Raw genomic sequence first — 24664 nt, 5'->3', positions numbered from 1 at the left:
CGCGCGGCCGATGGGATGCGCTAGGGCTTCAGGGACGGACTGAAGCGGATCAGGCTGAGGATTTCGAAGAGCATCTGTGCCGCAACATGGGCGGTATTCGTTGTTGCGTCATATTGCGGCGCGACCTCCACCACATCGCCGCCGACGAAATCGATGCCCTTCAATCCGTGGAGGATTGCAAGCACCTCGCGGCTGGTCAGGCCGCCGATTTCCGGCGTGCCCGTACCGGGCGCAAAAGCCGGATCAAGACTGTCGACATCGAAGGAAAGATAGGTCGGGCCGTCTCCCACGACCGCGCGCGCTTTTTCGATGATCGCATCGATGCCCATGCGGGCAATGTCTTCGGCATGGATGACGGTCATTCCCGATTCGTAGGAGAATTCCCAGAGATATTCCGCCGCGCCACGGATGCCGATCTGAATGGTGCGTGTGGGATCGAGAACCCCATCCAGCACGGCATTCCTGAACGGACCGCCATGATGGAACTTGGTCAGGTCGTAGGCGCCGCCGGTATCACAATGCGCGTCGATATGGATCAGGCCGACCGGGCGCTCCTTGCCGACAGCCTTGAGGATCGGATGCGTGATCGAATGGTCGCCGCCAACTGCCAGCGGTATGACGCCGGCAGCAATGATCTGCCCGAAGCGGCGTTCGATATCCTCATGGCTGAGCTCGAGGCGATAGCGGCTGCGGAAAGGGACATCACCGATATCGGCGACCTTCGTTTCGAAGAGGGGCGCGCATTTCAGCACGTGATTGTAAGGCCCGACACGCTCGATGGCGCGCAGCGCCCGCGGCCCGAAGCGTGAGCCGGGGCGATTGGTGACGCCGAGATCCATCGGAACTCCGATCAAGGCGATGTCGAGATCGCCAAATTCGGGATTTTCGGCGTCAATCGGCCGGTAGGGGGCGTCAAGGAGGGTCGGAATGCCGCTAAAGGGCGCGGCGCGAGTACCGCTTGCCGAAAAGATCTTGTCGGCTACGGCACGGAATTCCGGATCATGGATGTTGCCACCATGCCCCTCGCCAAATTTTTCACGCAGCTGCTGCAGTTTTTCGTGGTCGAATGCCATGTCGTATCACCCCTCGTCTCAAACTGAAGAAGCTTTGCGCTCTTTTTCCAACGCTTCAAAATGATCCGTGATCTGCGCCCCTGTCGCGATCCAGACGTCGTCCTTCGACTGCACGTAGCGCAGGAAGTCGCGCAATATGTGCCAGCGCATCGGCCGGCCGGAGACCTGCGGATGCAGGACAAGCGTTGTCACCCCGCCCCATGCATGGGTTGCCTCGAATTCCTCGATCCAGAGCGGGAGCACCGCGTCCCGCCCGAAAAGCGGACGCGAACTGGTGCGGCTCGACATGCCGAAGTTCCAATCGTCAAAAGCGAAGTTGACGGGGATCTCGACCAGGCCCGGCAGATCGCCTGCGGACTGATGCCGATAGGGCAGGATATCGTCGCGGAACGAGCTCGAATAGCGGATGCCGGATTTGGCAAGATAGGCCAGCAGTTCCGGGAAATTTTCGCCCGAGGGGGCGCGGTAGCCGACAGGGCGGATGCCGAAAATCTTCTCCAGCGCCTCGAAGCCGCGATCGATCTCCTCGAATGTCTCGTCCAGTTTTTCGCGATCCGGCATCTTGTGCAGATAGCCGTGATGGCCGATCTCGTGCCCGGCTTTCAGAATGCCCTCGCAGACCTTGGCATGCGCCAGGGCCGTCCATCCCGGCGTGAAGAAGGTCGCCTTCAGGGACAGTTCCTCCATCAACTCGAGAATCTTGGCTATACCGACGCGCGCATCATAGCCGCCGTGGGAGGTGGTGACCATGCGGTCGATATTGGACGGATTGTTGCCGATCCATGCGGTTTCCGCATCGACGTCAAAGCCGATGAACAGGGCGCTTCTGGCACCGTTCGGCCAGGTTATCGGCGGGGCCTTGTCAGCAGGGTTGAGCGGGCGCGGGGTCAGGTCGTGGGTCACGGCTATATCCTCAGCAAAAGACGGGGCGGTTGTCCGCATCGCCTGCCAGCAGGGTTTCGAGCCTGCGGCAGTCATCCAGGTTCTCAAGGTCGGCGATCACGGTCCAAAGCCGGTCGGCCTGTTCCGGCTCCATGGCCATGGCCGTGAGTTCGCGAAACTTGGCAGCGACTGCGGCTGGCTGCATCGGCCTTTCAGCGGAGCCGGTGGCGCGCGGCACCATCCGCGAAGCGCTGGAACCATCCGTGAAGATCAGCGTCACCACAGGTTCGTCGAGCGGCAGCATGCCATCATCCACGGTGAGGCGCATGCGATCCATGATGCTGCGGAGACGGGCATCGGAACGCCGCTCCGCCGAATAGGCCTCCAGCCCTGCGGTGTCGAAAACGCAGCGCGCGGCAAGGGCATAGGGCAGGCTCATCTGGGTCGGCGCCATCGCGCCGGTCTCCCTGGCACCGCACATGCCCATCAGCATCGGGCTCAATCGCAGCTCGATCGTCGCTATCTCGGTGGCGTGGCGGCCCGTTTCCTGAAGGAGGTCGTCCAGCGCATCCACGGCCGAGTGGGCACCGCGGCAGGAGGCGTAGGGTTTCAAAACAGCGCGTTTTACTTTCCAGCTTTCACCGAGCGCGTCGCTAAGCTTTTCCGCCTCGCAGGCCGATTTGTTGAAGGAGCGGAAAAAGCCGCCCCAGACGTCGTCGAAGACCTTGGACGGTCCGGCAAAGCCCTCCGCGGCCAGCTGCGCGGCAAGCAGGCCGCCTTCGGCCGCGCGGCCGGCATGAATTTTCTTGGCTTGCGAACCGTCGTGGATGAAAGCCCACAGGCCGGATGAAAAGCTCGTCGCAAGGGCGATCGCATCGCGCGTGGAAGAGGCATCGAGGCCGGAGATATTGGCGACGGCGGCGGCTGCCGCGAGGGTGCCGCAGGTGCCGGTCGAGTGCCAGCCGAGGCTGTTGTGGCTGTCATACCCGCCGGCTGCCTCCAGAATCCGCCGACCGACATCGTAGCCGGCGACCACGGCCGCGATCAGTTCCTTGCCCGTTATGACACGCGATTCTTCAGCGATAGCGGCCATGACGGCGGGCATGACGACGGCGCCGGAGTGATCGCATCCCCCGGCATCGTCAAGCTCAAAGGCATGCGCCGCAACGCCGTTGATCAGCGCGGCATCGCGGGCGGATACACGCTCAGTGGTGCCCCAGAGCCTCGCGTATCCCTGCGCTCGGCCAAGGCGCCTGGCGATCCGGAATTCGTTCGAGCGGCCGCCGGCGAGAGCGGCAGCAAATGTATCGGCAATGTGGATTTTGGTCTTTTCGACGACATCGGCGGGAAGGGCCTCAAACCGGAGTGCCGAAATGAAGGATGCCAGTCTGTCGATCGGGGCGTCGCCAAGAACGCGGGACATGATTGTCTGCTCTCTCGTATTTGGGAATGATCGACTCGAGTGAAGCAGCCTTCACCGAGTCATTGGTTTGCGGCCCCGGTGCTTTCGCGCCGGAGCCGCGGACGACAGGCGTTACTTTACGGCTTGAACGTTGACGTAAATACCGTCCAGCATCGCTCCTTCGAGGCCGTATTTGGCGAAGATCGTCTTGTACTCGCCGCTGGCCATCAGCGCCTTCAGCGCGGCGGCATAAGCATCGCGGAGTTCGGTGTCCTTCTTGGAAAAGCCGATGCCCTGATAGACGGCGGTAAAGGGTTCGCCGACAACGGTATAGGTGTCCTTCTCGAGGCTCAGCAGATAGGGAAGCGTTTCGGAACCCTGCACCGCGCCATCGACGCGACCTTGCTTCAGCTGGGCACGGGCGTCCGCCGAGCCTTCCGTGCCGACAACCTTGACGGCCGGCAGTCCCTTGGCTTCGCAGTTGGCCGCACTCCACTTCGCCGTCTCATCCGGGAAGGAGGTGCGGCGGCTCATGCCGATGATCTTGCCGCAGAAGTCGGTCGGCTTCTTGAACTCGTCCTTGCGGGCAAAGGATGTGTAGAACTGCGCGCCGGATTTCATGTAGTCGACGAAATCGAGCGTGTCGCGACGGGTGGGCAGGTCGCTCATGCCGCTATGGATGAGGTCGACGCGGCCGGTCGTCAGGGACGAGACCATCTGTTCGAAGCCGATATCGGACCATTCCACCGTGGTGCCGAGCTGTTTGGCAAGCGCGAGGCCAAGATCGATATCGAGGCCCATGAGTTTGTTGGTGGCCGGATCCTTGTATTCCATCGGCGGATAGTTCGCCTGGTTGGCGACGACGACCTTGCCGGCGGACTTGATTCTTTCCGGCAGGCCTTCGGCGTTGGCCGCGGTTGCGGCAACGCAAAGAGCTGCGAGCATGACGAGATGCCTGTTCATGTTGTTCCCCATTTTTGACTCTGGTGCAAAGCCGGAGGGTTTCCTGTTCCGCCAGCTTCCTCTTCTCAACTGTGAACGGCTTTGATGAACTCCGCCGTTCTGGCGCTTTTCGGAGTGCTGAGAACCTCCGATGCCAAGCCTGTTTCGACCACTTTTCCCGCTTCCATGAAGGTGACGGTATTGGCCACATTGCGGGCAAAGCCCAATTCGTGGGTGACGACGATCATGGTCATTCCGGACGCTGCGAGATCCTTCATGACGTCGAGAACTTCCGAGACGAGTTCCGGGTCGAGCGCCGATGTGGGCTCGTCGAAGAGAATGAGGTCCGGCTGCATCCCCATGGCGCGGGCAATGGCGACGCGCTGCTGCTGGCCGCCTGATAGTTCGGACGGATAATGGTTCGCCTTCTCGGCAAGACCGACGCGTTCCAGAAGGACGGAGGCTCGTTCGCGGGCCTGCTCCACGGATTGTCCGAGGACATGCACCGGTCCCTCGATGATGTTCTCGATCGCGGTCTTGTGCGGAAAGAGGTTGAAGCGTTGGAAGACCATGCCGATGCGGCGGCGCTGACGGGAGATTTCCGCATCGCTGATCTGGTGCAGATTGTTGCCTTCCCGGCGGTAGCCTATCAGCTCGTCATTGACCCAGATGGCGCCGCCATCCATCCGCTCCAAAAGGTTGATGCATCTCAGAAACGTGCTCTTGCCGGAGCCGGAGGGGCCGATGATGCAGCTGACTTCACCGCGCACGACCTCCATGCTGACCTTGTCGAGGGCGCAGAAGTCGCCGTAGTTCTTCGTGACGTCGACGGCCTTGACGAGAATATCCTGTTTCATGGTCGACCTCACATGGACGCTTTGATCGATTTCGAACCGCGTCCGAAATAACGCTCGATATAGTGCTGGCCAACCGACAGGACGGAGACCACCGCGAGATACCAGAAGCTGGCAACGAGCAGCAGCTCGAGAACGCGGGTATTGGCAAAGTAGATGATCTGGGCGTTGTGCAGGATTTCGGCATACTGGATGACGCTTGCAAGCGATGTCAGCTTCACCATGCCGATCACTTCGTTGCCGATCGGCGGGACCATCACGCGCATGGCCTGCGGCAGCACGATGCGGCGCAGCATCTTCATCTGCGTCATGCCGATGGTCCGGGCGGCCTCGTACTGGCCGCTATCGACCGAAAGCAGCCCGCTTCGGACGACCTCGGAGGTGTAGGCGCCCTGGGAAATGCCGAGGCCAAGCATGGCGGCGACGAAGGGCGTCATCACGTCAACGGTTCGGAATTCGATAAGGCCGTGGATGCCCATGGTCGGAAAGATCAGCGCCAGGTTGAACCACAGCATCAGCTGCAGCAGCGCCGGCGCGCCCCGGAAGATCCAGACATAGCCGATGGCGATGTAGGAGAGCACCGGATTGCCGGAAATGCGCATGATGGCGATGAGGACGCCGAGCACGATGCCAACGGCCATGGCGGCTACGGTCATCAGCAGCGTGTTCGTGAGACCGTCGAGAATGGCCGGCGCGAACAGGAACTCGCGAACGTAGCTCCATTCTATCTGGCCGACGCTGAAAGCACGCACCAGTCCCGCGAGCAGGACGAGTACGATAGCGGCGGCGACCATGCGGCCGATATGCCGCTTCGGCACCAAGCGCAGATGGGCGATCTCGTATTTGTCATCGGTGGGGGAAGGGCTGGCGCTTGCAACAGTCATCGGCTTCGAAGCTCCTGAGGGTCGTTCTCTCCGTGGGCGGCACTGGCTGCTTTCATCGGCGCGCCGGCAAAGGCGCGGCAGGCATCGATTGCCGTTTCGAAGCGGGCAATCTGTTCGCGCACGCGAACCGGCGCGGTGGAACCGTAGCCGGTGCGGCTGGCAAGCGCCTTGTCGAGCGTGATGGCGGCAAGCATATCCTTGTTCAGCCGCGGATCGATCTTCGGCAGATCCTCTTCGGTGAGCCCGGCAAGATCGTGGCCGCTTTCCTCGCAATAGCGAACGACCGCGCCGGTGATCTCGTGCGCCTCCGCGAACGGCACGTTCTGGCCGACCAGCCAGTCGGCGACCTCGGTTGCGAGCGTGAAGCCCTTGGGAGCCTCTTCACGCAGCTTGCCGACATCGAATTCCAGCGTTGCGACCATGCCGGCAAAGGCTGGCAGGATCAGTTCGAGAATGTCGATCGTTTCGAACAGCGCGCGCTTGTCTTCAGCCAGGTCGCGATTATAGGCGAGCGGCATGGCCTTCATGGTGGCCAGGAAGCCGGTGATGTTGCCGATAAGGGTGCCGGACATGCCGCGCGTCAATTCGGCAATATCCGGGTTCTTCTTCTGTGGCATGATGGAGGAGCCGGTGGAATAGGAATCGTGCAGCCGCACCCAGCTGAATTGCTTGGAGCTCCAGATGCAGATTTCCTCCGCCAACCGCGACAGATCGACCGCGACGAGCGAGCAGATGAACAGAAATTCGGCGACATGGTCGCGGGCGGCCACGGCATCGATCGAGTTCTCGCAAGCTGCCGAATAGCCGAGCTCGATGGCGGATAGGTCGGGACGGCAGGCAATACCGGAGCCGGCAAGGGCTGCCGCGCCGAGCGGCGAGCGGTCGAAGCGGCGGTCCCAATCCTCGAAGCGCTGCAGGTCGCGCAACAAGGACTGGGCGTGCGCCATCAGGTGGTGACCGAGGACGATCGGCTGGGCCGGCTGAAGATGGGTGAAGCCCGGCATGACAGTCTCGGCATGGTGCGAAGCCTGCTCCGTCAAGGCTTCCTGGACCGAGATGATCTCCCGCGAGAGCTCGCGCGCCATGCGGCGCAGATAGAGGCGCGTGTTGTTGGCTGTCTGGTCGTTGCGGGACCGCCCGGCGCGGAGCTTCCCGCCGAGAGCGCCGAGACGTGCCATCAGCAGGCGCTCTAGGAAGGTGTGGACATCCTCGTCACCCGCGATCGGTTGCTGATGACCGCCGGCGACATCCGTCTCGATGCCGTCAAGGGCAGATCGGATCGCCGTGAATTCGCTTTCGTCGAGAACGCCGGCGCGCTTCAATTCGGAAGCATGCGCGCGGGAGCCCGCGATATCTTCCCGGAAAAGGCGGAAATAGGACAGTGGCGCGCGTGACAGATTGGCCAGCGCCTCGGACGGTCCGGACTTGAAGCGCCCGCCCCAGAGCTGCGTGGGCTCAGACATTGATGTCCCCTGTTTGTTTAAACTTTTGGCAATGCTCCTACGTGCTGATTTAATCGGCAAGCGAAGTTATTTCACTACGCTATGACAAAACCGACTAGCTCGAATTTCGTCAGTGGACTATTGAAATTGGCCGAGGAGATGTAGCCATGATCGGCGCTCCTGCGGAGAACTCATGGTATCGGGCCGACAGCACTTGCCTTCGATGACTGCCCTGCAGGTTCTGCTTGCCGTGGCGGAGAGGGGATCGACGAGTGCTGCCGCAGAGAGCACATCCCTGTCACAGAGCGCAGTCAGCAAGCAATTGCTCGCATTGGAAGACCTGATCGGCAGTCCGGTCTTCACTCGAACGCCGCGCGGCATGATCCCCACGGAGATCGGTCTGATTTACATCGAACACGCGCGCACCGCGCTGAAGGCGATGGAAGATGCGGCATTGCGCGTCGCGCGTCTCAAACCCGGCCCCGGCGTACTGCGCCTGCAGGTTCTTCCGATTTTCGGCGATCGCTGGCTGCTGCCGCGTTTCGTGCAGTTTGCTGAACAACATCCGGAAATAGACGTGCAGTTCACGACCTTCGTGTCACCCACGCAATCGGAGACGGCGGACGGCATATTCCGTTTTCTCATTACACCCAACAAAGGAGAGACTGCGCAATATCTGTTCGGGCACGAGGTCCTGATCGTCAGCGCGCCATCCTATTGGCAGAAGAACGGCATTCCGGGCACGATCGACGAGCTGGCCGAGGGCGTCATGCTGGAACACCCGCAGACGCCGCTGCATTGGCAGCATTTCGTCGAAAGCCATGGAAAGCCCGATATCGCCGTCCATCACATCACGCGGTTCGGCTATTACACCATGGTGATCCGCGCGGCCCTTGCCGGACAGGGGATGGCGTTGATACCGCGCGGCCTCATTCTCGATGAATTGGAGACAGGTAGACTGATCAACCCCAATGGCTTCGGATATCGAAGCGAATATGGATATTGGTTTGCCAAGCCTGAAGACATCTCCCCCGGCGCTTCGATGCGGACGTTCGAGGCATGGCTGATGGGGCAAGCTGAGAGCATGCGCGACTGAAACAAAAGTGGTCAGCGCGTCAGTTTCTCGAGCGCCTTTTCGTCGAGGCGATAGAACAGTTTATCGGGTTTGCGCGAGCCGCCGAGCCCGTCGTAGAAATCCAGAAGCTTTGCGTTTTCGGGGTCGGCGGTCCAGTCGATCCGGGCAAGCCCCCGCTCTTGTGCCAGCTCCGCGAGCGCGCGCATGAGGTCTCGGCCTAACCCGCGGCTGCGTTGCGCGGCGCTTACGAAGAGCTCCTTCAGAAAGATGCCCGGTTTCAGGCCAGGTCCGGGATAGAGCCCGGAGAAGGCGGCGAAGCCGAGGATGGCGTCGTTCTCTTCCACGATCAGGATCTCGGCACCTGGCGGCATTGCCTTGAGCCCGGCAATGATTTCGGCCCGCGACGGACAGGGCACTTGATAATGCGCCTGCATTTCTTCCATGAGGGCCGCCAGCGCCGGCAATGCTGGATCGTTCGTCAATAGAAGACGGATTTTGGTGGTCACGATTCGCTCCAAGCTAGGTTTCGGGTATCGGACAGACCGTGCGAGCGGAAAGCCTTCTTGTCGTCGAGCTTTAGGGGCCGGATGCCGAAGCCGTCAACATCTTCGATATGGCGGAAACAATCGCCGGCAATTCGCCGAGGAGCGGTTTGCTCCGACAAAGCAGTTGAGATCGTGACCGATATCGGTGTAGCAATCGGTCTCCAAGGAACCCATCGACATGCCATCCGCAATCCCCAATCCTTTCGTAACGCGGCTTTCGCCGCCGCCCATCCCCTCGGTTTTTGCATGGGCGCGCGACTATGCCGGCGCTCACGGGCCGCTGATCGATCTGTCGCAGGCCGTGCCCGGCTATCCCGCCCATCCCGAGATGCTGCGGCTCCTCGGCGAGGCGGCGGCATCGCAGGCCATGACGGGCTATGGGCCGATCGAGGGAGAAACGGTGCTGCGCGAAGCCTATGCGCGGCATGTGAGCGACATCTACGGCGCGTCGATCCAAACAGCCAATATCCACATCACCTCCGGCTGCAATCAGGCCTTCATGTGTGCCGCCATCGCCCTTGCCGGTGCCGATGACGCGATCGCGCTCACAAATCCCTTCTATTTCAATCATGAGACGACCTTGTCCATGCTCGGCATCAAGCGCGTGCTTGTCGAGTGCGATGCGGCCGGCGGCTTCCTGCCGGATGTTGCTTCGGCCGAGCAGGCGCTTGCCGCCGGCGCGCGGGCGCTTGCAGTTGTCACGCCGAACAATCCGACCGGGGCCGTCTATCCGCCGTCATTGCTGCATGATCTTTTTGCGCTTTGCCGGAGATATGGCGCCTGGCTTGTGCTTGATGAGACCTATCGCGATTTTCTTCCTGGCGATTACGGCCCGCCGCATGCGCTGCTGTCGGAGCCGGGCTGGGAGGATACGCTCGTCCTGCTCTACAGTTTCTCGAAGTCTTTCTGCATTCCCGGCCACAGGCTGGGGGCCGTGACGGCGGGGCCTAAGCTTTTGGGCGAGATCGCCAAGATCATGGACAATATGCAGATCTGCGCCCCGCGCTCAGCCCAGGTGGCCGTGGCTGCCGCCTTGCCGGTGCTTGCCGATTGGCGGGCAGGAAACCGGCTGGAGATCGCGCGCCGGGCGGAGGCGTTGAAGGGCGTAGTGTCCGACCTGCCCGGTTGGGACATTGCCGCAATCGGCGCCTATTTCGCCTTCGTACGGCACCCCTTCACTGACCAGTCTTCCGCTGAGGTGGCCGAGAGGCTGGCAAAGCAGGCGGGGATCGTCAGCATCCCCGGAAGCTATTTCGGCGTGGGACAGGAGCGTTATCTGCGTCTTGCCTTTGCCAATGCCGACGTTGCCTCGATCGGGCTGCTCGGGAGCCGGCTGCCCCTAGGCTGACGGGCTCTTCGCAAACCGGTTGGCCGGCATGGACAGTCCCAGGTTTTCACGAAGCGTCGAGCCTTCGTATTCTTCTCGGAACAGCCCGCGGCGGCGCAGCTCCGGCAGGACAAGCTTGACGAAATCGTCGAGGCTGGAGGGCAGGGTCGGGAACATCAGGATGAAGCCGTCCGCGGCGCGTGTCTCGAACCATTCCTCCATGAAGTCGGCAATCTGCGTCGGTGTGCCGGTAATGCCGTTGCCGGTATGCTTTTCCGCATAATGGCGGACAAGCTCGCCAACCGTGCGCCCGCTTTTGACGAAATCGACGAGCTCGTCGAAAAGTGCACGCGAGCCTTTCGGTGCCGCCGGAAGTCGGTCCATCGGGAAGGGTTGATCCAACGGTACGCCGCGCAGATCGGCTTCGAGGAATTCCGACAGCATCAGCCGGCCGACATCCGGATGCATTTTGTCGATGAGATAATTGACCTTGGCTTCGGCTTCAGCCTGCGTTTCCCCGACATTGATGACCACGCCGGGCATGATCTTAAGGTCCTCCGGGTCGCGCCCATAGGCGGGCATGCGGGCTTTGACATTGGCATAGAAGTCGCGATTGCGGTCGATGTTGGAGGCAAGGCTGAAGACGATCTCGGCGGTGCGCGCCGCCATATCCATGCCGGGTTCCGACCCGCCGGCTTGCGCTATGACAGGCCGGCCCTGCGGCGTGCGAGCGATGTTGAGCGGCCCGCGCACCTGGAAGTGCTTGCCCTTGTGGTTCAGCGTGTGATGCTTCGTCTTGTCGTAATAGACGCCGCTTTCCCGGTCGAGAAGCAGGGCGCCTTCCTCGAAACTGTCCCACAGGCCGAACACCACATCGACGAATTCGTTGCCGCGCTCGTAGCGCAGCGCGTGGGGATCCAGCCCTTCGCGGTTAAAGTTATAGCCCGTCTCGTCGTGGTCGGAGGTCACGACGTTCCAGCAGGCGCGGCCGCCGCTCAAATGATCGACCGATGCGAAGAGGCGGGCGACGTTGTAGGGCTCGTAGTAACTCGTCGAGAGGGTGGCGACGAGGCCGAGATTTTTGGTGGTGACGGACAGCGCGGCCAGGAGCGACACCGGCTCGAAACGGTTCATCTTGGTCGGGATGCGCGAGAGCGCGTCCGGGTCGCCGACGGCTGCGGCAGGCGAATCCGCCATGAACATGAAGTCGAATTTGGCTTCCTCGGATCGCTTGGCGACGTCGAGGAGGTGGCTGAAATCATTGGCGCCGTTGACATCGCTGGCCGGATGAAGCCAGGAGGCGGGATGGAAACCGAAGGTGTAGACAAAAGTGCCCAGCTTCATCTTGTCGGTGCGCGCCATGTCGTTCTCCTGATCGCCAAGCTCAAAGTCTGCGCAGATTATCGTCTTGCGAATTTTTTCATCAATATCGCGGCGCTGTCTTTCGTTTTAGTTTTTCTAAAAGTCTATGCCGAGTTCGATGGCGCGGATATGCGCGCCTGTTGACGGGAGATCGAAACAAGCCAGTCGCGAAATGCCGGACCGAAGGGCTTTTGCAGCGCCGCCCTGTCCCAGGCGAGAAAATAGCTTTCGCGCAACGGAATGCGGATATCGGCGGGAATGACGAGCGTCTGCGCTTCAAGCTCATCTGCGATCATCGACATCTGCGCGAGGACGATGCCGCGTTTGTTGACGGCCGCATCGATGGCGCTGCTCGATAGGGTAAAGGAAAGACCGGCGGTGGTCTCCTTGAGTGCCGCTCCTGTCTTCGCGGCGAATTCACGCCAGCTTGGATAGGGCGTGAAATGCCGCTCCCATTCGACATGCAGGAGCGGATAGTCGAGAAGCCGCGCGGCAGAGGGCGCCTTGCCCTTGATCAGCGCCGGCGAGCAGGCCGGAACGACCCAATCGCGGAACAGCTCCGTATAGTGTTCGTGCTGCAGCACATCCGATCCATAGCTTATGCGGAAATCGATGTCGTCGAAGCCCATGCGCGGTTCCTTATCGCGGCCGACGATCCTGACATGGGCATTCGGATGAAGGGCCTGCCAGTCGAAGATCCGGCGTCCTATCCATTTGTTGACGACGGAAGACAGGGCGCTGAGAACCAGGGCATTCTCGTTGCGCGCCCGTTCCAGGATCTGCTCCGCAAGCGCGAATTGCTCGAAACCCTTCGATATTTCCTGATGGTAGAGCCGCCCCCATGGGGTCAGCTCCACGGTACGGCCGTTGCGCTCCAGCAAGGTGACGCCGAGAAAGCTCTCGATTTTGCGGATCTGCTGACTGATCGCGCCGGGGGAAACCTTCAGTTCCAGGGCTGCGGCGCTCACGCCGCCACAACGGCCGACAGCTTCGAAGGCCTGCAAGCCCTTGAGCGGAACTGTCCTGATAGCCTGTTTCTCGGTCAAGAGGCGCTTCTCCGCGGCAGTTGATCCATGGCGCCTTTTTCACTCGGATGAAAGTCGCCCGCGAACTGGAAACGGTCGCCGGGATGGATGATCTCGACATAGGTGACCGTGCGGCTGTTCTGCCATGTCTGGCGGACGAGCGTAAGGCAGGCCTCGCCGCGCTCGGTCTCAAGCAGGCGCGCCGTGGCGGCATCGGCCGAAACGGCGCGAATGACATGCCTCGCCTTCGACCAGGGCACCATGTCCAGCAGCCATTTGCCGGGCGGCACCGAGGCAAAGCTTTCGGTTCTGGCGGATGGCACCATGGCGAGCATGATGATGCGCCGCTCCAGCGCATTCGGCTTGCCGTCCACCGCATGCAGGCAGTGAAGCCGCAGGATTTCCGCTCCCGTCGGTTCACCGAGCTGCGTCGCGGTGGCGGCATCCAGCGCCTCGATCTTTCGCATCAGGATCCTGTAGCTGTGGTCATGCCCCGCCAACTCGGCTTCCGTGGAAATGTCCTGAATATCCATCACCGTTCGGTCGATCTGCCGCGCGGCGACGAAAGAACCAACCTTGCGGCGGCGGATGATCATGCCGCGTGCCGCCAAGGCCGAAAGCGCCTTGTTCACGGTCATCCGAGAGCATTGATACTCTTGCACCAGCTCGTGTTCGAAGGGGATGCGATGACCGGGCGGCCAGGCCCTGCTCATGATCCTGGCTTCGATGTCTTCGAAAATTCTCCGATGAATTGAGACCAATGCTCACCTCGATCCAGCCATGACATTCAGTTGCCGCGAAAGCCGCTTTTGCTAGGTCCATTGCCGCTATTCGGCATAAATCTTGCGTCGTTCGAGTTTAACGTTTGACAGTGTAGGCCAGCCTGTATCTATTTGTATAGACAAAAGCGGGTCATAGAAATCCGCTTGGCGGGACTACGCTTGGGGAACCTGCACCTTCCACCGGAAGGGCAAAAAACTGGAGAGAAAAACATGAGGAAGAATTCGCTTCTGAAGGGGCTGGTCGGCGCCGCATTCTTGTTTGGCGCGACGATTTCCGCCCATGCGGCCGACACGCTTGCCGCCGTAAAGGCCGCCGGCACCTTGAAGGTCGGCACCGAGACGGCCTTTGCACCCTTCGATTTCATCGATGCCGGCGAACATGTCGGCCTGAACGTCGATCTCTTCGCTGAGATCGGCAAGGAACTCGGCGTGAAGATCGAATGGGTCACGCTGCCGTGGGATGGCGTCTTCCCGGCGCTCGAAGCCGGCAAGTTCGATGTTGTCGCAGGTCCGGCGACGATTACCAAGAAGCGCATGGAGCGCTATCGCTTCACGCCGCCGCTTGCCGAGGCAACGATCGCCATCCTGAAAAAGGCCGGTGACAAGACGATCAACAAGCCGGAAGATATTGCCGGCAAAAAGATCGGCGTCGGCAAGGCGACCGCCCAGCTCGATCAGCTCAAGGAGTTTTCCGAAACTCTGCCGACCAAGGTCGACATTCGCGAATATCCGGCCTTTACGGAATCCTATGCAGACCTCGCGGCCGGCCGCATCGCCGGTGTTGCCAACTCGCTGCCGAATATTGCTTTCGTCGCCAAGCAGCGTGAAGGCACGTTTGAAGTCGTGCTGCCGCCCTTCGGCAAGAAATCCTATTTCGGCTTTATCGGCCTGAAGGACGCCGATCATGCGCCGCTGATGGATGCGATCGATGCCGCCATGCTGAAGATCAAGGCTGACGGGCGCATGGCAACGCTGCAGAAGAAGTGGTTCGGCGCAAGCTTCGACACCCCGGATTCTGTCAAGGACCCGGCATTCTGATCAGCCACCGGAAATCGGCCATGCCCACGGCAATGTCGGGGCATGGCCGAGGCATGCGACCGCATCTTCCTGGCCGTCAAGCGGGCGAAATCTGAACAATGTCCATCAAGCTCTTCGAGTTGCTTCTGCAGGCATCGATCTACACGGTGACGATTAGCGTCGTGTCGATCCTCATCGGCTTTGCGATTGCGATCCTCCTTTCGGGAATGCTGTTGTCGGGGCGCGGTCTCTTTGTGCGACCTGCCCAGATTTTCATCAGCTTCTTTCGCGGCGTACCGCTGCTGGTGCAACTGCTGCTGATCTACAATCTGCTTCCGGGCATCGGCATCAATGTGCCGAGCATCGTCGCCGCGGTCATCGGCCTGTCGCTCTGCACGGCAGCCTATCAGGCCGAGAACCTGCGCGGCGGCTTTGCCAGTGTGCCTCTGGGCCTTGTGGAATCGGCGGAGATGGTCGGCCTGACGCCGCGCCAGATCTTCCGCCGCATCAAGGTTCCGATCGCCCTGCGCCTCACATTTCCCGCTCTCGTCAACGAGGCGATCCTCATTCTGAAGGCGTCGTCGCTGGTCTCCGTCGTCGGTATCGTCGAACTGACGCGCATGGCGCAGGACCTGGCGGGCAGCACCTTCCTGCCGCTGCAGCTCTTCGCATCCGCCGGCCTCATCTATCTCGTCATCAACTGGTTGGTGGCGCTTGCCGGCGGCCTGATCGAAAGCAGATTGCCCGGGGTGCCGCGATGACCTTCGATATCAATGTGCTCATCGGACAGTGGCCGGCCATCGTCAGCGGTGCGGGCGTGACGATCATGATCTGGATCCTGGGCACCATCGCCGCAGCCATCATCGGCTTCCTGATGGCAGTCGCCCGGCAATATGGCGGCATGCTGGTCTACAAGGCGCTCGGCGCCATCGTCGCCGTGCTGCGCGGCACGCCGTTTCTCATCCAGATCTTCCTGGTCTATTACGGCGGCCCCTTCGTCGGCCTTGAGCTCGATCCCTTGCCCGCCGGGTTGATCGGCATTTCGATCTACGGCGCGGCCTATTTCAGCGAGATCTTCCGCTCGGGCTTCCAGGCGGTGCCGAAGGGTCATATCGAGGCCGGCGAATGCGTCGGCCTGACGCGAGGGCAGATCGTCAGGCGCATTCTATTGCCGGAAATGACGATGCTGGTGCTGCCGCCATCCGTGAACATGGTGGTCATCCTGATGAAGGAGACGGCGGTCCTGTCCATCATCACCGTGCCGGAGCTGACGGCAACGCTGAGCGCGATCGGATCGCAGCAATATGCCTTCGTCGAAGCTCTTTCCGCGCTGGCGCTCTTCTATTGGGTACTCGTCGAACTCACCGGCTGGCTTGGCAATCTTGCCGAAACGAAACTTTCCAGATTCAGGTTTTTCAGCGCATGAGCGTCCCCGCGATCGCAGTCAGCAATCTCGTCAAGACTTTCGGAGAGACCACGGTCCTTCATGGCATCGATCTTGCCATCGAGCCGGGGCAGGTTTCCTGCCTTATCGGCCCATCCGGCTCCGGCAAGAGCACGCTTTTGCGCTGCATGGCTTTTCTCGAGGAGGCTACGCGCGGGACGATCTCCATCAACGGCGAGGTGCTCGGTTTCACCGAGGATTCTCAAGGACGGCGCGAGCGCATTTCGGCCGCGGCCAACCGTGCGATCCGCGCCCAGATCGGCATGGTGTTCCAGCAGTTCAATCTCTGGCCTCATATGACCGCGCTCGGCAATGTCAGCGAGGCGCTAAAAACGGTTCACAAGATGAGCCGGAAAGCGGCCGAGGATGCGGCGATGGCGCAACTCGTCAAAGTGGGACTGGAAGCGCGGGCAGGGCACTATCCCTCGCAGCTGTCGGGCGGACAGCAGCAGCGCGTGGCGATCGCCCGTGCCCTGGCGTTGAAGCCGAAGATCATGCTGTTCGACGAGCCGACCTCATCACTCGATCCGGAACTGACGGGCGAGGTCCTGAACGTCATGCGAGATCTGGCGGCCGAGGGCATGACCATGGTTGTCGTCTCGCACGAGATAGGTTTCGCCGCGACGGTCGGCCAGCAGATCATCTTCCTCGACCACGGCAAGGTATTGTTCACCGGGCCGCCGCAGGAGGTCTTCAAGAAGCCGAGAAATCCGCGTCTTGAGCAGTTCCTCGATACCTATCTCGATCGCGGCGCCTCGATGCTGCTTTAACTTGTCGAGGATCCCGTGGGCATCGGCGCAAACACGGAGCCAAGTCGCCTATCTCCAGGCCGCCTGATCAGGCAGTTCCGCGCGTCTTGGATCACCATTCCAATTGTTCTCTCGCAAAGCTGATCAGGCTTTCGATATGAACCGCAACCGCAGACCGCGTTTGTTCCGCATCGCCGCGCTCCAGAGCCTCGATGATGACGAGGTGCTCGGTTGAATCGGGCTTCAGCCGATCCTTCAACCGGTCGATTTCGAACAGGCGTGTGGTGGCGCGTAGCTCCCGCAGTACCTTGGCCATGACCGCGTTGGCGCAGTGGTCGATGATGAGATTGTGCAGGTTGTCGTCGGAGACCCAGTGCGCATCGGTGTGATAGGCCGTTGCATCGAGAAGCTCATGGATCTCGTGCCTGACGGCGATCAACTGCCGGCGCGGAATATTGGGGATTGCCAGCACAGCGGCCTCGGGCTCGATCAGCAACCGAAGCTTCAGGCTCTGCAGGTATTCTCCGATATCAACCCGGCGAACCACGTAATTGCGGCCATCGCCCTTGCGCACCAATCCCTCGCCCTCGAGCCGCTGCAGGGCTTCCCGCAGGGGCGTCCGGGAAATGCCGAGGGCTTCGGCGAGCCTTGCTTCGACAATGACCTGTCCGCCTTTCAAGCGGCGATGGCGAATCATGTCGGACACGGCCTTGTAGGTCAGCGAGGCAAGATTGTGCTGTGTGCCCGCTGGCTGCGTATCCGGCAAGATTGAAATATCTGTCACCTTTACCTCATTTCGCGTGTCGAGGGCGCGACCGTGCAACGACGCACTTTCTTCCTGTAGGTTGGTGTTACATATGATAGCCGAACTCGCAAATAACGAAAAAGGGGACTTATGGACGATCGCTTGAACGACGCTGAAGACGAAAGCCTTGCGGAGGAGACCTATCGCCTGCTCCTAGCCGATATTCTTTCGGCCCGGCTCGCCGGCGGATCGGTGGTTCAGCAAAGGCGGCTTGCGACCAAGCACGCGGTATCGCGCTCGCCGATGCGGCACGCACTCGGCCGTCTCGAGGGGGAGGGGTTGCTGGTCCGCAACGACAAGGGAGTGCTTTGCGTCCGGGTCATCACGCTGAAGGACTATCTCGACAGTCTGTCGATGCGAATGCTGCTCGAGCCGAGCGCCGCGGCCGCGGCGGCGCCTCATATGCTGGTGGAGACGTTGACGTCGCTTTCCGCAATGCTCGATGCGATCGAAGCAGATCCGGACCCGGATCAGGAACTCGTCTGGCAGTTTGATGATGCTCTGCATATGTCCATCGCCAATGAGAGCGGCAATTCCTTCATGGCCGCCACGATCGGCGAGATGCGGCGCTATACCACGATCTTCGAAAGGCAGATGGCAGTGATCCGGGCAAAGCCCGGCATCGCCGAGCATCGGGCAATCCTCACCGCTTTGTCGGCGGGCGATCCCGAGGCGGCGCGACAGGCAATGGCCCGTCATCTCGATGCGGTCCGACAAGGTGTTCTCACAAATTACTGATAGGCTTTCGCGACAGCTCTTGCGTCAGCGGCAAAACTTTGTATAAAAGTGGGATCCCAGATGAATGCAAACTTTGGGACACCAATAAAAACAACTCCAGAGGTCATCATGTTCCGAATTCAATTGTCCCGCGGCGTTCTTGCCGCCTCATTCCTAGCCCTGACGACATCGCTCGCCCTTGCCCAATCCTGCACGCCGAAAGTTGCGGCCGGCGAGTTGATCACGCCGGGCAAGCTCGTCATGTCGACCAATCCGACGCTGCCGCCCCTGCAGTTCATCGACTCCAGCGGCGAGCTGAAGGGCATGCGCGTCGAACTCGGCACGGAGATCGCCAAGCGTCTCTGCCTTGAGCCGGAATATGTCCGTATCGAGTTCTCCGCGATGGTGCCTGGCCTGCAGGCCGGTCGCTGGGACATGATCAACACCGGTATCTTCTTCACCGAAGAACGCGCCAAGATCATGCAGATGATCCCCTATGAAGACCAGGCGATCAGCGTGTCGATCGCGCCGAATTCCACCAAGAAGGTTGCCAGCAAGGACGATCTCTCCGGCATGACTATTGGTGTCGAGATCGGCGGCTTCGAGGAAACCAAGACGCGCCTGCTCGACAAGGAATTGCGCGATGCCGGCAAGCAGGGCTTGACGATCCAGACCTTCGACAATTTTGCGCTTGCTTACCAGGCTCTGCGTGCCGGGCAGGTCGACGGCGTGGTGTCGATCGATGCCGTCGCCAAGGAATATGATGCACGCGGCGACTTCAAGCGTGCGCTGAGCGGCCTCTATCCCGCACCGGTCGCCGTCGCCTTCAAAAGCCCGGCCCTTGCCGATGCCGTATCGGCGACGCTCAAGGCAATGAAGGCCGACGGATCGTTGAAGGCGCTGTTCGACAAGTACGGATTGCCTATGGTGTCCGGTGATTATTCCGTTAAGGGCCCTGGCCGCTGATCGGATCGATCGGTCCATCGGAATGGCGATGCGCGGGTCTGCCGCGCTCGCCTTGAGCAGAAAGCTACGTTCATGACGCTTTGGAGCTGGTCGGGTTTCTTCGGATACCTGTTTAATCCCTTCATTCTCGGCGGGGTCCTGACGACCATATGGCTGACCGTCGTGTCGCTGACAGCGGGTCTTATCCTCGGATTTGCCCTTGCTCTGATGCGGCGATCACCCTTCCGGTCGGCCAAGATCCTCGCCAAGACCTATATCTGGTTGTTCCGCGGCACGCCGTTGCTCGTCCAGCTCATCGCCATCTACACAGCGCTGCCGCAGTTCGGCATTCGCTTCACCGTGGTCGAGGCGGCCCTGATCGGGCTTGCGCTCAACGAAGCCGCCTATCTTGCGGAAATCATCCGCGCCGGCATCGAGGCGGTTCCGGAAGGGCAGGCTCGCGCGGCCCGGGCGCTCGGGATGACGGAACGGCAGATCATGCGCCACATCGTCATGCCGCAAGCCTTCAAGGTGATCATTCCGCCGCTTGGAAACTCTGTCAACGGCCTGCTGAAGACGACCTCCGTGACCTCGGTCATCTCCATGGAGGAGCTTCTGAGGCGTACCCAGGTCCTCATCCAGGAACGCTTCATGGTGCTGGAGCTCTTCGCGGTGGCGGCCATCTACTACCTCCTTCTGACCACGCTCTGGGATTTCTTCCAGAACCATATCGAGAAGCGCTTCGGTCAAGCCACCAACTCCCGGCTTTCCATCACCGAAAAGCGCTAGAACCAGGATACTTTACATGACTAGGAAATTTCGCGGTGTCTATACCGTGATGATCACGCCGCTGGATGCGACCGGCGCCGTGGACCTTAAGGCGCTCGCCGCCTTCACCGATTGGCAGGTGCGCGAGGGCATACATGGTCTCATCCCGCTCGGCTCGACCGGCGAGTTCCTGTCGCTGAGCGAAGAGGAACGCGACGGGGTGGCAAGGACGGTGATCGAAACCGTCGCCGGCCGCGTTCCGGTGCTGATCGGGACCGGGGCGGAAGACACGCGCGAATGTGTCCGTCTCAGCCTCAAGGCCGAGACCATGGGCGCTGATGGCGTCATGATCATCCCGCCATTCTATTCCACGCCGACGGATGACGAACTCGTTCATCACTATCGCACGGTCGCATCCGCTATTTCCATTCCAATCATGGTCTACAACAACCCGGCGACGGCCAATGTCGATCTGAAGCCGGAGCTGGTGAAGCGCATCGCCGAGATCAAAGGCTGCGACTACATCAAGGAATCGACCCTCGAAGTGACGCGGGTGCGTGACATCATCCGCCTGGCGGGAGAGAATATGACCGTTTTCGGTGGTATCCTCGGATTTGAATCCTTCGTGATGGGGGCTGAGGGCTGGGTTGCCGTCGCTTCGAACGTGGCGCCGGGACCGATGGCTCGCATTTTCGAGCTCGTCGCGGATGAGAAGAAGATCGATGAGGCGCGCGCTCTTTACCTGAAGTGGCTGCCGATCATCCAGGCCGTGGGTGGGCAGGCCTATGTTGCCGGTTCGAAGTCGCTGCTGACGCATATGGGCTTTGCCGCCGGAACGCCCCGGCCGCCGCGCCTGCCGTTGCCGCCTGCACAGGATGCAGCCATGAAAAAGCTGGTTTCGGACTTCGGTCTGACATTCAGCGCCTGAGGATCGATCAATGTCCGCCTCCCTTGCAATCTCGCATTCCGGATCGGAAACGCGCGTCGAGTTCTTCCTCGACGGCGCGGCTCTGCATGCCGAAAGCGGGATGACGATTGCAGCCGCAATCGAGGCGGGCGGGCGGCATGATTTTTCCCGCGGTCTCAAGGGGGAGGCGCGCGGTCTCTTCTGCGGCATGGGCGCGTGTCACGATTGCCTCGTCACGGTTGACGGCAAGGTCAGCCAGCGCGCCTGCATGACATCGGTCAAGGACGGCATGCGGGTCGATCGGCCATCCTCGAGGCCGTCGCTCGCGGCAGGCGACTTTGCCGACCTCTGCGACGTGCCGGCGTCGATCCCATACATCGAGATGGACGTGTTGGTGATCGGGGCGGGACCGGCAGGTCTTGCCGCTGCCGAGGTCGCCGCGGCGGCCGGGGCGAGCGTGACGCTCGTCGACGAGCGCGCCATCGCCGGCGGGCAATATTTCAAGCAGCCCTCGACATCGAAGGCGGCATTGCATCTTGTCGGCGACGAGCAGGCCCAATCGGGAGCCGACCTGATCAGTCGCGTGCAAGCTGCTGGCGTATCGATGATGGCCGGTACGGTCGTCTGGGGCGCGGAGAATGACGAGAGCGGTGCAAGGATTGCCTGCTATGGTCCACAAGGGGCCTTCTATTGCAAGCCGCGAATGATCGTCATCGCGACGGGCGCCTACGAACGTCCACCAGCCATTCCCGGCTGGACGCGACCCGGCGTCATGACGGCAGGCGCGGCACAGACGCTGCTCAGAAGCTATGGCACAGTGCCCGCCGGTCGGATCGTCATTGCCGGCAACGGCCCACTCAACATCCAGGTCGCCAATGAGATCCACAAGGCTGGGGGCTCCGTGGTCGCTCTGGTGGAATCCGCTCCGGCGCCGTGGAAGCAGCCTCTGGCGGCGCTGCAGCTTCTGGTGGCTGACAGAGCGCTTGCACTGGTCGGTGTTCGGCAGCTCGCGGCTTTGCGCGCTGCCGGCATTTCGATCCTGTGGGAAAGCAGCATTGTTGCGATAGATGGGACGGCCGCTGTCGAAATGGTCAACATCACTGGACCGAATGGTAGGACCAGGCTTGAGGTCGATACCGTTCTCGTCGGCGGCGATTTCGCTTCATCGAACGAGCTTTCCCGACTACTCGGTTGCGGCCATGAAGTCATCGATGGAAACCTTGCCATCATCCGCAAGGACGATGGCGAGACGACGCTTCCGCATGTGCATGTGATCGGAGAAGCCGCCCGCTTCGGCGGCGCGCATATCGCTCTGGCGCAAGGCAGGCTCGCCGGGATTGCCGTGGCGCGCAAATTGGGCTTCGGCGTCGCGCCCGATCCTGGCGCTGAACGCAGGCTTGCGCGACACAGGGCTTTTCAAGCCGCGCTCTGGACGGCTTTCAAACCGGCTCGTCCGGCAGGCAGTCATACGCCGCCTGATCACACCGTCATCTGTCGCTGCGAAGGCGTGACCTATGGCACGCTGCGGGCGCTTGGCGAGCACAGCGCCAAGGATATAGCGACGCTGAAGCGGTTATCCCGTGCCGGGATGGGGCGCTGTCAGAGCCGCTATTGCGGCCACGCGATCGCGGCCGTCGCGGGGGAGAAACGCACATCTGGAGAGACGCGCGGTTTTCTGGCGCCGCAAATGCCATTGCGGCCAGTGCCGCTCGCAGCACTCGCGGTTGAAAAGCCGGAATGGGGTGGCCACAAGCGCGCGCTGCTGCCGGAGAGGCCACCACTGGAAAGCCGCGAACCGCTGCCGTTGTCGCAGACATCGACGCTGGTGATCGGCGCGGGAATTGCCGGTTTGTCGACCGCCCTCTTTCTCGCCCGCGAAGGCGAAGAGGTCACGGTATTGGAGCGCGCTTTTCCGAACTCGCTGGCCTCGGGCGGCAATGCCGGCAGCCTGCATGCGCAGCTTCTCTCCTTCGATCACGGCGCGCGCGCCGAAGGCGGCGGCAGTGCGGCCGCGCAGACGCTGCCGCTGCAACGCGATTCCATCGCCCTTTGGGCAGCGCTGCAAGATGAACTCGGCTGCGACTTCGAAATGAAGGTGACGGGCGGGTTGATGGTCGCCGAGACCGAGGCGCATATGCGCTTCCTTGCCGAGAAAGTCGGTGTCGAGCAGCGGGCCGGCATTGATTGCAGGCTGATTGGCCAAGAAGAGTTGCGGGCGCTGGAACCGGCCTTGTCGCCGGATTTTGTCGGCGCCGCCTATTGTTCGCAGGAAGGCAAGATCAATCCACTGGTCGCAACCCAGCACATTCTTGAAGCGGCACGGGCGAAAGGTGCCCGCATCTTCGAAACATGCGAGGTTATCGACATCGTGCCAGGTCCAGCCGGCTTCGAGGTCACCACGTCACGCGGCATCATCAGGGCAAAGCGCATCGTCAATGCTGCCGGCGCCTTCTCGTCGCGCATCGGATCGATGCTTGGTCTCGATATTCCCGTCTTCGGCGCGCCGCTGCAGATGGTGGTGACAGAGGCTGCTGCGCCCCTGATCTCCTGCCTCGTCGCCCATGCCGATCGTCACCTGACCCTGAAGCAGGCGGCGAACGGCAATTTCATCATCGGCGGCGGCTGGACGGCCGGCCTCGACCGCGTACACCAGCATCCAAGGCCGCTGCTATCGAGCCTTGAGGGCAATCTTTGGGTTGCCCAGCATGTGGTCCCGGCGCTGCGCAAGCTTCATGTCATCCGCAGTTGGGCGGCGATGAACATCAACATCGACGGCGCGCCGATCCTCGGCGAGCATCCGTCGCAGCCCGGCTATTTCAGCGCCGTCACATCGAACGGCTACACGCTCGGCCCGATCGTCGGCCAGTTGACCGCGCAGCTCGTCCTCGGCCGGGAGACCGGCAGGGCGCTGCAACCGTTTTCCATCACTCGTTTCGCGAAAGGTCGCTCATGATCGAAATCAGTGGCGTCTCCAAATTCTACGGCAACTACGAAGTCCTGAAGAATTGCACGGTCAAGGTCGATCGCGGCGAGGTCGTCGTGGTTTGCGGCCCGTCCGGTTCCGGCAAGTCGACGCTGATCAAATGCGTGAACGGTCTGGAGCCTTTCCAGAAGGGCTCCATTCGCGTCCACGGGATCGAAGTGGGAGATCCGAAGACGGATCTGCCGAACCTGCGCACACGCATCGGCATGGTCTTTCAGAATTTCGAGCTCTTCGCGCACCTGACCATCATCGACAATCTCATGCTGGCGCAGAAGATCGTGCTCGGGCGCAGCGAGACGATCGCGAAGACAAAGGCCATGCAACTTCTCGATCGCGTCGAGCTGGCCGATCACGCCAACAAATATCCGAGCCAGCTTTCCGGCGGCCAGCAGCAGCGCGTCGCCATTGCGCGGGCGCTCGCCATGGACCCCTTGGCGATGCTCTTCGATGAGCCGACCTCGGCGCTCGATCCGGAGATGATTTCGGAAGTGCTCGATGTCATGACCGGCCTTGCGAAAGACGGCATGACGATGATGGTCGTTACCCATGAAATGGGCTTTGCCCGCCGCGTCGCGACCCGCGTGATCTTCATCGACCAGGGCGAGATCGTCGAGGACCGCCCGAGCGAGGAATTCTTCGCCGGCAAGCACAATCCGAGGACAGAAGCATTCCTCGGAAAGATCCTGCAGCACTGAGGGCGGGACCGACTTACGACATTTCCTAAGCAAAGAGAG

The 24664-nt window shown here is 61.3% G+C and carries 24 protein-coding genes; 12 read left to right on the top strand and 12 right to left on the bottom strand.

Annotated features, from left to right (window positions below; genetic code table 11):
* Window positions 1-20: 20 nt before the first annotated feature.
* The 7 genes from speB to argH all read right to left on the bottom strand — a co-directional run bounded on the left by speB (window position 21) and on the right by argH (window position 7500).
* Entirely contained in the window at window positions 21-1073 is a 1053-nt protein-coding gene (gene speB, locus JTP94_RS01255; protein WP_204848752.1) for an agmatinase, read from the bottom strand.
* A gap of 18 nt (window positions 1074-1091) precedes the next feature.
* A complete protein-coding gene (locus JTP94_RS01250; protein WP_204848751.1) occupies window positions 1092-1976 on the bottom strand; it encodes a polysaccharide deacetylase in 885 nt (294 codons plus the stop codon).
* Between the two features lie 10 nt (window positions 1977-1986).
* A complete protein-coding gene (locus tag JTP94_RS01245; RefSeq protein ID WP_204848750.1) occupies window positions 1987-3378 on the bottom strand; it encodes an MmgE/PrpD family protein in 1392 nt (463 codons plus the stop codon).
* Between the two features lie 111 nt (window positions 3379-3489).
* On the bottom strand, window positions 3490-4332 hold the full coding sequence (locus tag JTP94_RS01240) for an ABC transporter substrate-binding protein (RefSeq protein WP_409456572.1): 843 nt from the start codon (window positions 4330-4332) through the stop codon (window positions 3490-3492).
* A gap of 53 nt (window positions 4333-4385) precedes the next feature.
* Window positions 4386-5156, bottom strand: coding sequence for an amino acid ABC transporter ATP-binding protein (locus tag JTP94_RS01235; RefSeq protein ID WP_037197005.1), 771 nt, complete (start codon window positions 5154-5156; stop codon window positions 4386-4388).
* Between the two features lie 8 nt (window positions 5157-5164).
* Window positions 5165-6037, bottom strand: coding sequence for an amino acid ABC transporter permease (locus tag JTP94_RS01230; protein ID WP_034505777.1), 873 nt, complete (start codon window positions 6035-6037; stop codon window positions 5165-5167).
* Window positions 6034-7500 carry an argininosuccinate lyase gene (gene argH, locus JTP94_RS01225; protein WP_204848748.1) on the bottom strand — a complete coding sequence of 489 codons (1467 nt, stop codon included), beginning with the start codon at window positions 7498-7500 and terminating at the stop codon, window positions 6034-6036. Before argH ends, JTP94_RS01230 begins: the two co-directional genes overlap by 4 nt.
* 172 nt (window positions 7501-7672) lie before the next feature.
* Here argH and JTP94_RS01220 point away from each other — a divergent pair, with 172 nt between their 5' ends.
* Window positions 7673-8575: a LysR substrate-binding domain-containing protein gene (locus JTP94_RS01220; protein WP_204848747.1), complete on the top strand. Its 903-nt coding sequence runs from the start codon at window positions 7673-7675 to the stop codon at window positions 8573-8575.
* Window positions 8576-8586: 11 nt separating this feature from the next.
* Here the strand turns inward: JTP94_RS01220 and JTP94_RS01215 are convergent, their stop codons facing one another.
* Window positions 8587-9063: a GNAT family N-acetyltransferase gene (locus tag JTP94_RS01215; protein WP_204849010.1), complete on the bottom strand. Its 477-nt coding sequence runs from the start codon at window positions 9061-9063 to the stop codon at window positions 8587-8589.
* Window positions 9064-9277: 214 nt separating this feature from the next.
* On the opposite strand from JTP94_RS01215, the gene JTP94_RS01210 reads away from it, so the two are divergent.
* A complete protein-coding gene (locus tag JTP94_RS01210; protein ID WP_204848746.1) occupies window positions 9278-10447 on the top strand; it encodes an aminotransferase in 1170 nt (389 codons plus the stop codon).
* Here the strand turns inward: JTP94_RS01210 and JTP94_RS01205 are convergent.
* The 3 genes from JTP94_RS01205 to hutC all read right to left on the bottom strand — a co-directional run bounded on the left by JTP94_RS01205 (window position 10439) and on the right by hutC (window position 13574).
* Entirely contained in the window at window positions 10439-11788 is a 1350-nt protein-coding gene (locus JTP94_RS01205; protein WP_204848745.1) for an LLM class flavin-dependent oxidoreductase, read from the bottom strand. The two genes, JTP94_RS01210 and JTP94_RS01205, sit on opposite strands and share 9 nt — an antisense overlap.
* A gap of 104 nt (window positions 11789-11892) precedes the next feature.
* Entirely contained in the window at window positions 11893-12834 is a 942-nt protein-coding gene (locus JTP94_RS01200; protein ID WP_204848744.1) for a LysR family transcriptional regulator, read from the bottom strand.
* Window positions 12831-13574, bottom strand: coding sequence for a histidine utilization repressor (gene hutC / locus JTP94_RS01195; protein ID WP_204848743.1), 744 nt, complete (start codon window positions 13572-13574; stop codon window positions 12831-12833). Before hutC ends, JTP94_RS01200 begins: the two co-directional genes overlap by 4 nt.
* Before the next feature lie 231 nt (window positions 13575-13805).
* Between hutC and JTP94_RS01190 the strand changes: the two genes are divergently transcribed.
* From JTP94_RS01190 to JTP94_RS01175, 4 genes are all read left to right on the top strand, one after another.
* Window positions 13806-14633, top strand: a complete 828-nt coding sequence (locus JTP94_RS01190; protein ID WP_204848742.1) for a transporter substrate-binding domain-containing protein — start codon at window positions 13806-13808, stop codon at window positions 14631-14633.
* 98 nt (window positions 14634-14731) lie between these two features.
* Window positions 14732-15373 (top strand): amino acid ABC transporter permease, encoded by a 642-nt coding sequence (locus tag JTP94_RS01185; protein ID WP_204848741.1) that lies wholly within the window; start codon window positions 14732-14734, stop codon window positions 15371-15373.
* Window positions 15370-16038: an amino acid ABC transporter permease gene (locus JTP94_RS01180; RefSeq protein WP_204848740.1), complete on the top strand. Its 669-nt coding sequence runs from the start codon at window positions 15370-15372 to the stop codon at window positions 16036-16038. The genes JTP94_RS01185 and JTP94_RS01180 overlap by 4 nt, the downstream gene beginning before the upstream one ends.
* Window positions 16035-16826 (top strand): amino acid ABC transporter ATP-binding protein, encoded by a 792-nt coding sequence (locus JTP94_RS01175; protein ID WP_204848739.1) that lies wholly within the window; start codon window positions 16035-16037, stop codon window positions 16824-16826. The genes JTP94_RS01180 and JTP94_RS01175 overlap by 4 nt, the downstream gene beginning before the upstream one ends.
* Before the next feature lie 91 nt (window positions 16827-16917).
* Here JTP94_RS01175 and JTP94_RS01170 read toward each other — a convergent pair whose 3' ends face one another.
* A complete protein-coding gene (locus JTP94_RS01170; RefSeq protein WP_204848738.1) occupies window positions 16918-17589 on the bottom strand; it encodes a GntR family transcriptional regulator in 672 nt (223 codons plus the stop codon).
* Between the two features lie 111 nt (window positions 17590-17700).
* On the opposite strand from JTP94_RS01170, the gene JTP94_RS01165 reads away from it, so the two are divergent.
* From JTP94_RS01165 to JTP94_RS01140, 6 genes are all read left to right on the top strand, one after another.
* Window positions 17701-18348, top strand: coding sequence for a GntR family transcriptional regulator (locus tag JTP94_RS01165; RefSeq protein ID WP_204848737.1), 648 nt, complete (start codon window positions 17701-17703; stop codon window positions 18346-18348).
* A 108-nt stretch (window positions 18349-18456) separates the two neighbouring features.
* Window positions 18457-19293 (top strand): ABC transporter substrate-binding protein, encoded by an 837-nt coding sequence (locus JTP94_RS01160; RefSeq protein WP_204848736.1) that lies wholly within the window; start codon window positions 18457-18459, stop codon window positions 19291-19293.
* Window positions 19294-19365: 72 nt separating this feature from the next.
* The gene (locus JTP94_RS01155; RefSeq protein ID WP_034505757.1) at window positions 19366-20061 is read left to right on the top strand and encodes an amino acid ABC transporter permease; all 696 of its coding nucleotides are present in this window, start codon (window positions 19366-19368) and stop codon (window positions 20059-20061) included.
* A 16-nt stretch (window positions 20062-20077) separates the two neighbouring features.
* Window positions 20078-20968, top strand: a complete 891-nt coding sequence (dapA, locus tag JTP94_RS01150; protein WP_204848735.1) for a 4-hydroxy-tetrahydrodipicolinate synthase — start codon at window positions 20078-20080, stop codon at window positions 20966-20968.
* Between the two features lie 10 nt (window positions 20969-20978).
* Complete coding sequence (locus JTP94_RS01145; protein WP_204848734.1) at window positions 20979-23900, top strand: FAD-dependent oxidoreductase; 2922 nt, start codon at window positions 20979-20981, stop codon at window positions 23898-23900.
* Window positions 23897-24625 (top strand): amino acid ABC transporter ATP-binding protein, encoded by a 729-nt coding sequence (locus JTP94_RS01140; protein ID WP_092577313.1) that lies wholly within the window; start codon window positions 23897-23899, stop codon window positions 24623-24625. The genes JTP94_RS01145 and JTP94_RS01140 overlap by 4 nt, the downstream gene beginning before the upstream one ends.
* Window positions 24626-24664: the final 39 nt, after the last annotated feature.

This window comes from Martinezella lusitana, assembly GCF_016901135.1.
Taxonomy (GTDB): Bacteria; Pseudomonadota; Alphaproteobacteria; order Rhizobiales; family Rhizobiaceae; genus Rhizobium; species Rhizobium lusitanum_D.
Note: the sequence above shows the minus strand (reverse complement) of the source record. Positions and strands in the feature narration are given on the sequence as shown.

Coding starts and splice junctions, on each gene's coding strand:
- JTP94_RS01155 (WP_034505757.1), top strand. CDS start 19,366: ATGACGCTTTGGAGCTGGTCGGGTTTCTTCGGATACCTGTTTAATCCC.
- JTP94_RS01180 (WP_204848740.1), top strand. CDS start 15,370: ATGACCTTCGATATCAATGTGCTCATCGGACAGTGGCCGGCCATCGTC.
- JTP94_RS01175 (WP_204848739.1), top strand. CDS start 16,035: ATGAGCGTCCCCGCGATCGCAGTCAGCAATCTCGTCAAGACTTTCGGA.
- dapA (WP_204848735.1), top strand. CDS start 20,078: ATGACTAGGAAATTTCGCGGTGTCTATACCGTGATGATCACGCCGCTG.
- JTP94_RS01185 (WP_204848741.1), top strand. CDS start 14,732: ATGTCCATCAAGCTCTTCGAGTTGCTTCTGCAGGCATCGATCTACACG.
- JTP94_RS01190 (WP_204848742.1), top strand. CDS start 13,806: ATGAGGAAGAATTCGCTTCTGAAGGGGCTGGTCGGCGCCGCATTCTTG.
- JTP94_RS01205 (WP_204848745.1), bottom strand. CDS start 11,788: ATGGCGCGCACCGACAAGATGAAGCTGGGCACTTTTGTCTACACCTTC.
- JTP94_RS01245 (WP_204848750.1), bottom strand. CDS start 3,378: ATGTCCCGCGTTCTTGGCGACGCCCCGATCGACAGACTGGCATCCTTC.
- JTP94_RS01160 (WP_204848736.1), top strand. CDS start 18,457: ATGTTCCGAATTCAATTGTCCCGCGGCGTTCTTGCCGCCTCATTCCTA.
- JTP94_RS01240 (WP_409456572.1), bottom strand. CDS start 4,332: ATGGGGAACAACATGAACAGGCATCTCGTCATGCTCGCAGCTCTTTGC.
- JTP94_RS01145 (WP_204848734.1), top strand. CDS start 20,979: ATGTCCGCCTCCCTTGCAATCTCGCATTCCGGATCGGAAACGCGCGTC.
- JTP94_RS01235 (WP_037197005.1), bottom strand. CDS start 5,156: ATGAAACAGGATATTCTCGTCAAGGCCGTCGACGTCACGAAGAACTAC.
- JTP94_RS01230 (WP_034505777.1), bottom strand. CDS start 6,037: ATGACTGTTGCAAGCGCCAGCCCTTCCCCCACCGATGACAAATACGAG.
- argH (WP_204848748.1), bottom strand. CDS start 7,500: ATGTCTGAGCCCACGCAGCTCTGGGGCGGGCGCTTCAAGTCCGGACCG.
- JTP94_RS01210 (WP_204848746.1), top strand. CDS start 9,278: ATGCCATCCGCAATCCCCAATCCTTTCGTAACGCGGCTTTCGCCGCCG.
- JTP94_RS01140 (WP_092577313.1), top strand. CDS start 23,897: ATGATCGAAATCAGTGGCGTCTCCAAATTCTACGGCAACTACGAAGTC.
- JTP94_RS01165 (WP_204848737.1), top strand. CDS start 17,701: ATGGACGATCGCTTGAACGACGCTGAAGACGAAAGCCTTGCGGAGGAG.
- JTP94_RS01220 (WP_204848747.1), top strand. CDS start 7,673: ATGGTATCGGGCCGACAGCACTTGCCTTCGATGACTGCCCTGCAGGTT.
- speB (WP_204848752.1), bottom strand. CDS start 1,073: ATGGCATTCGACCACGAAAAACTGCAGCAGCTGCGTGAAAAATTTGGC.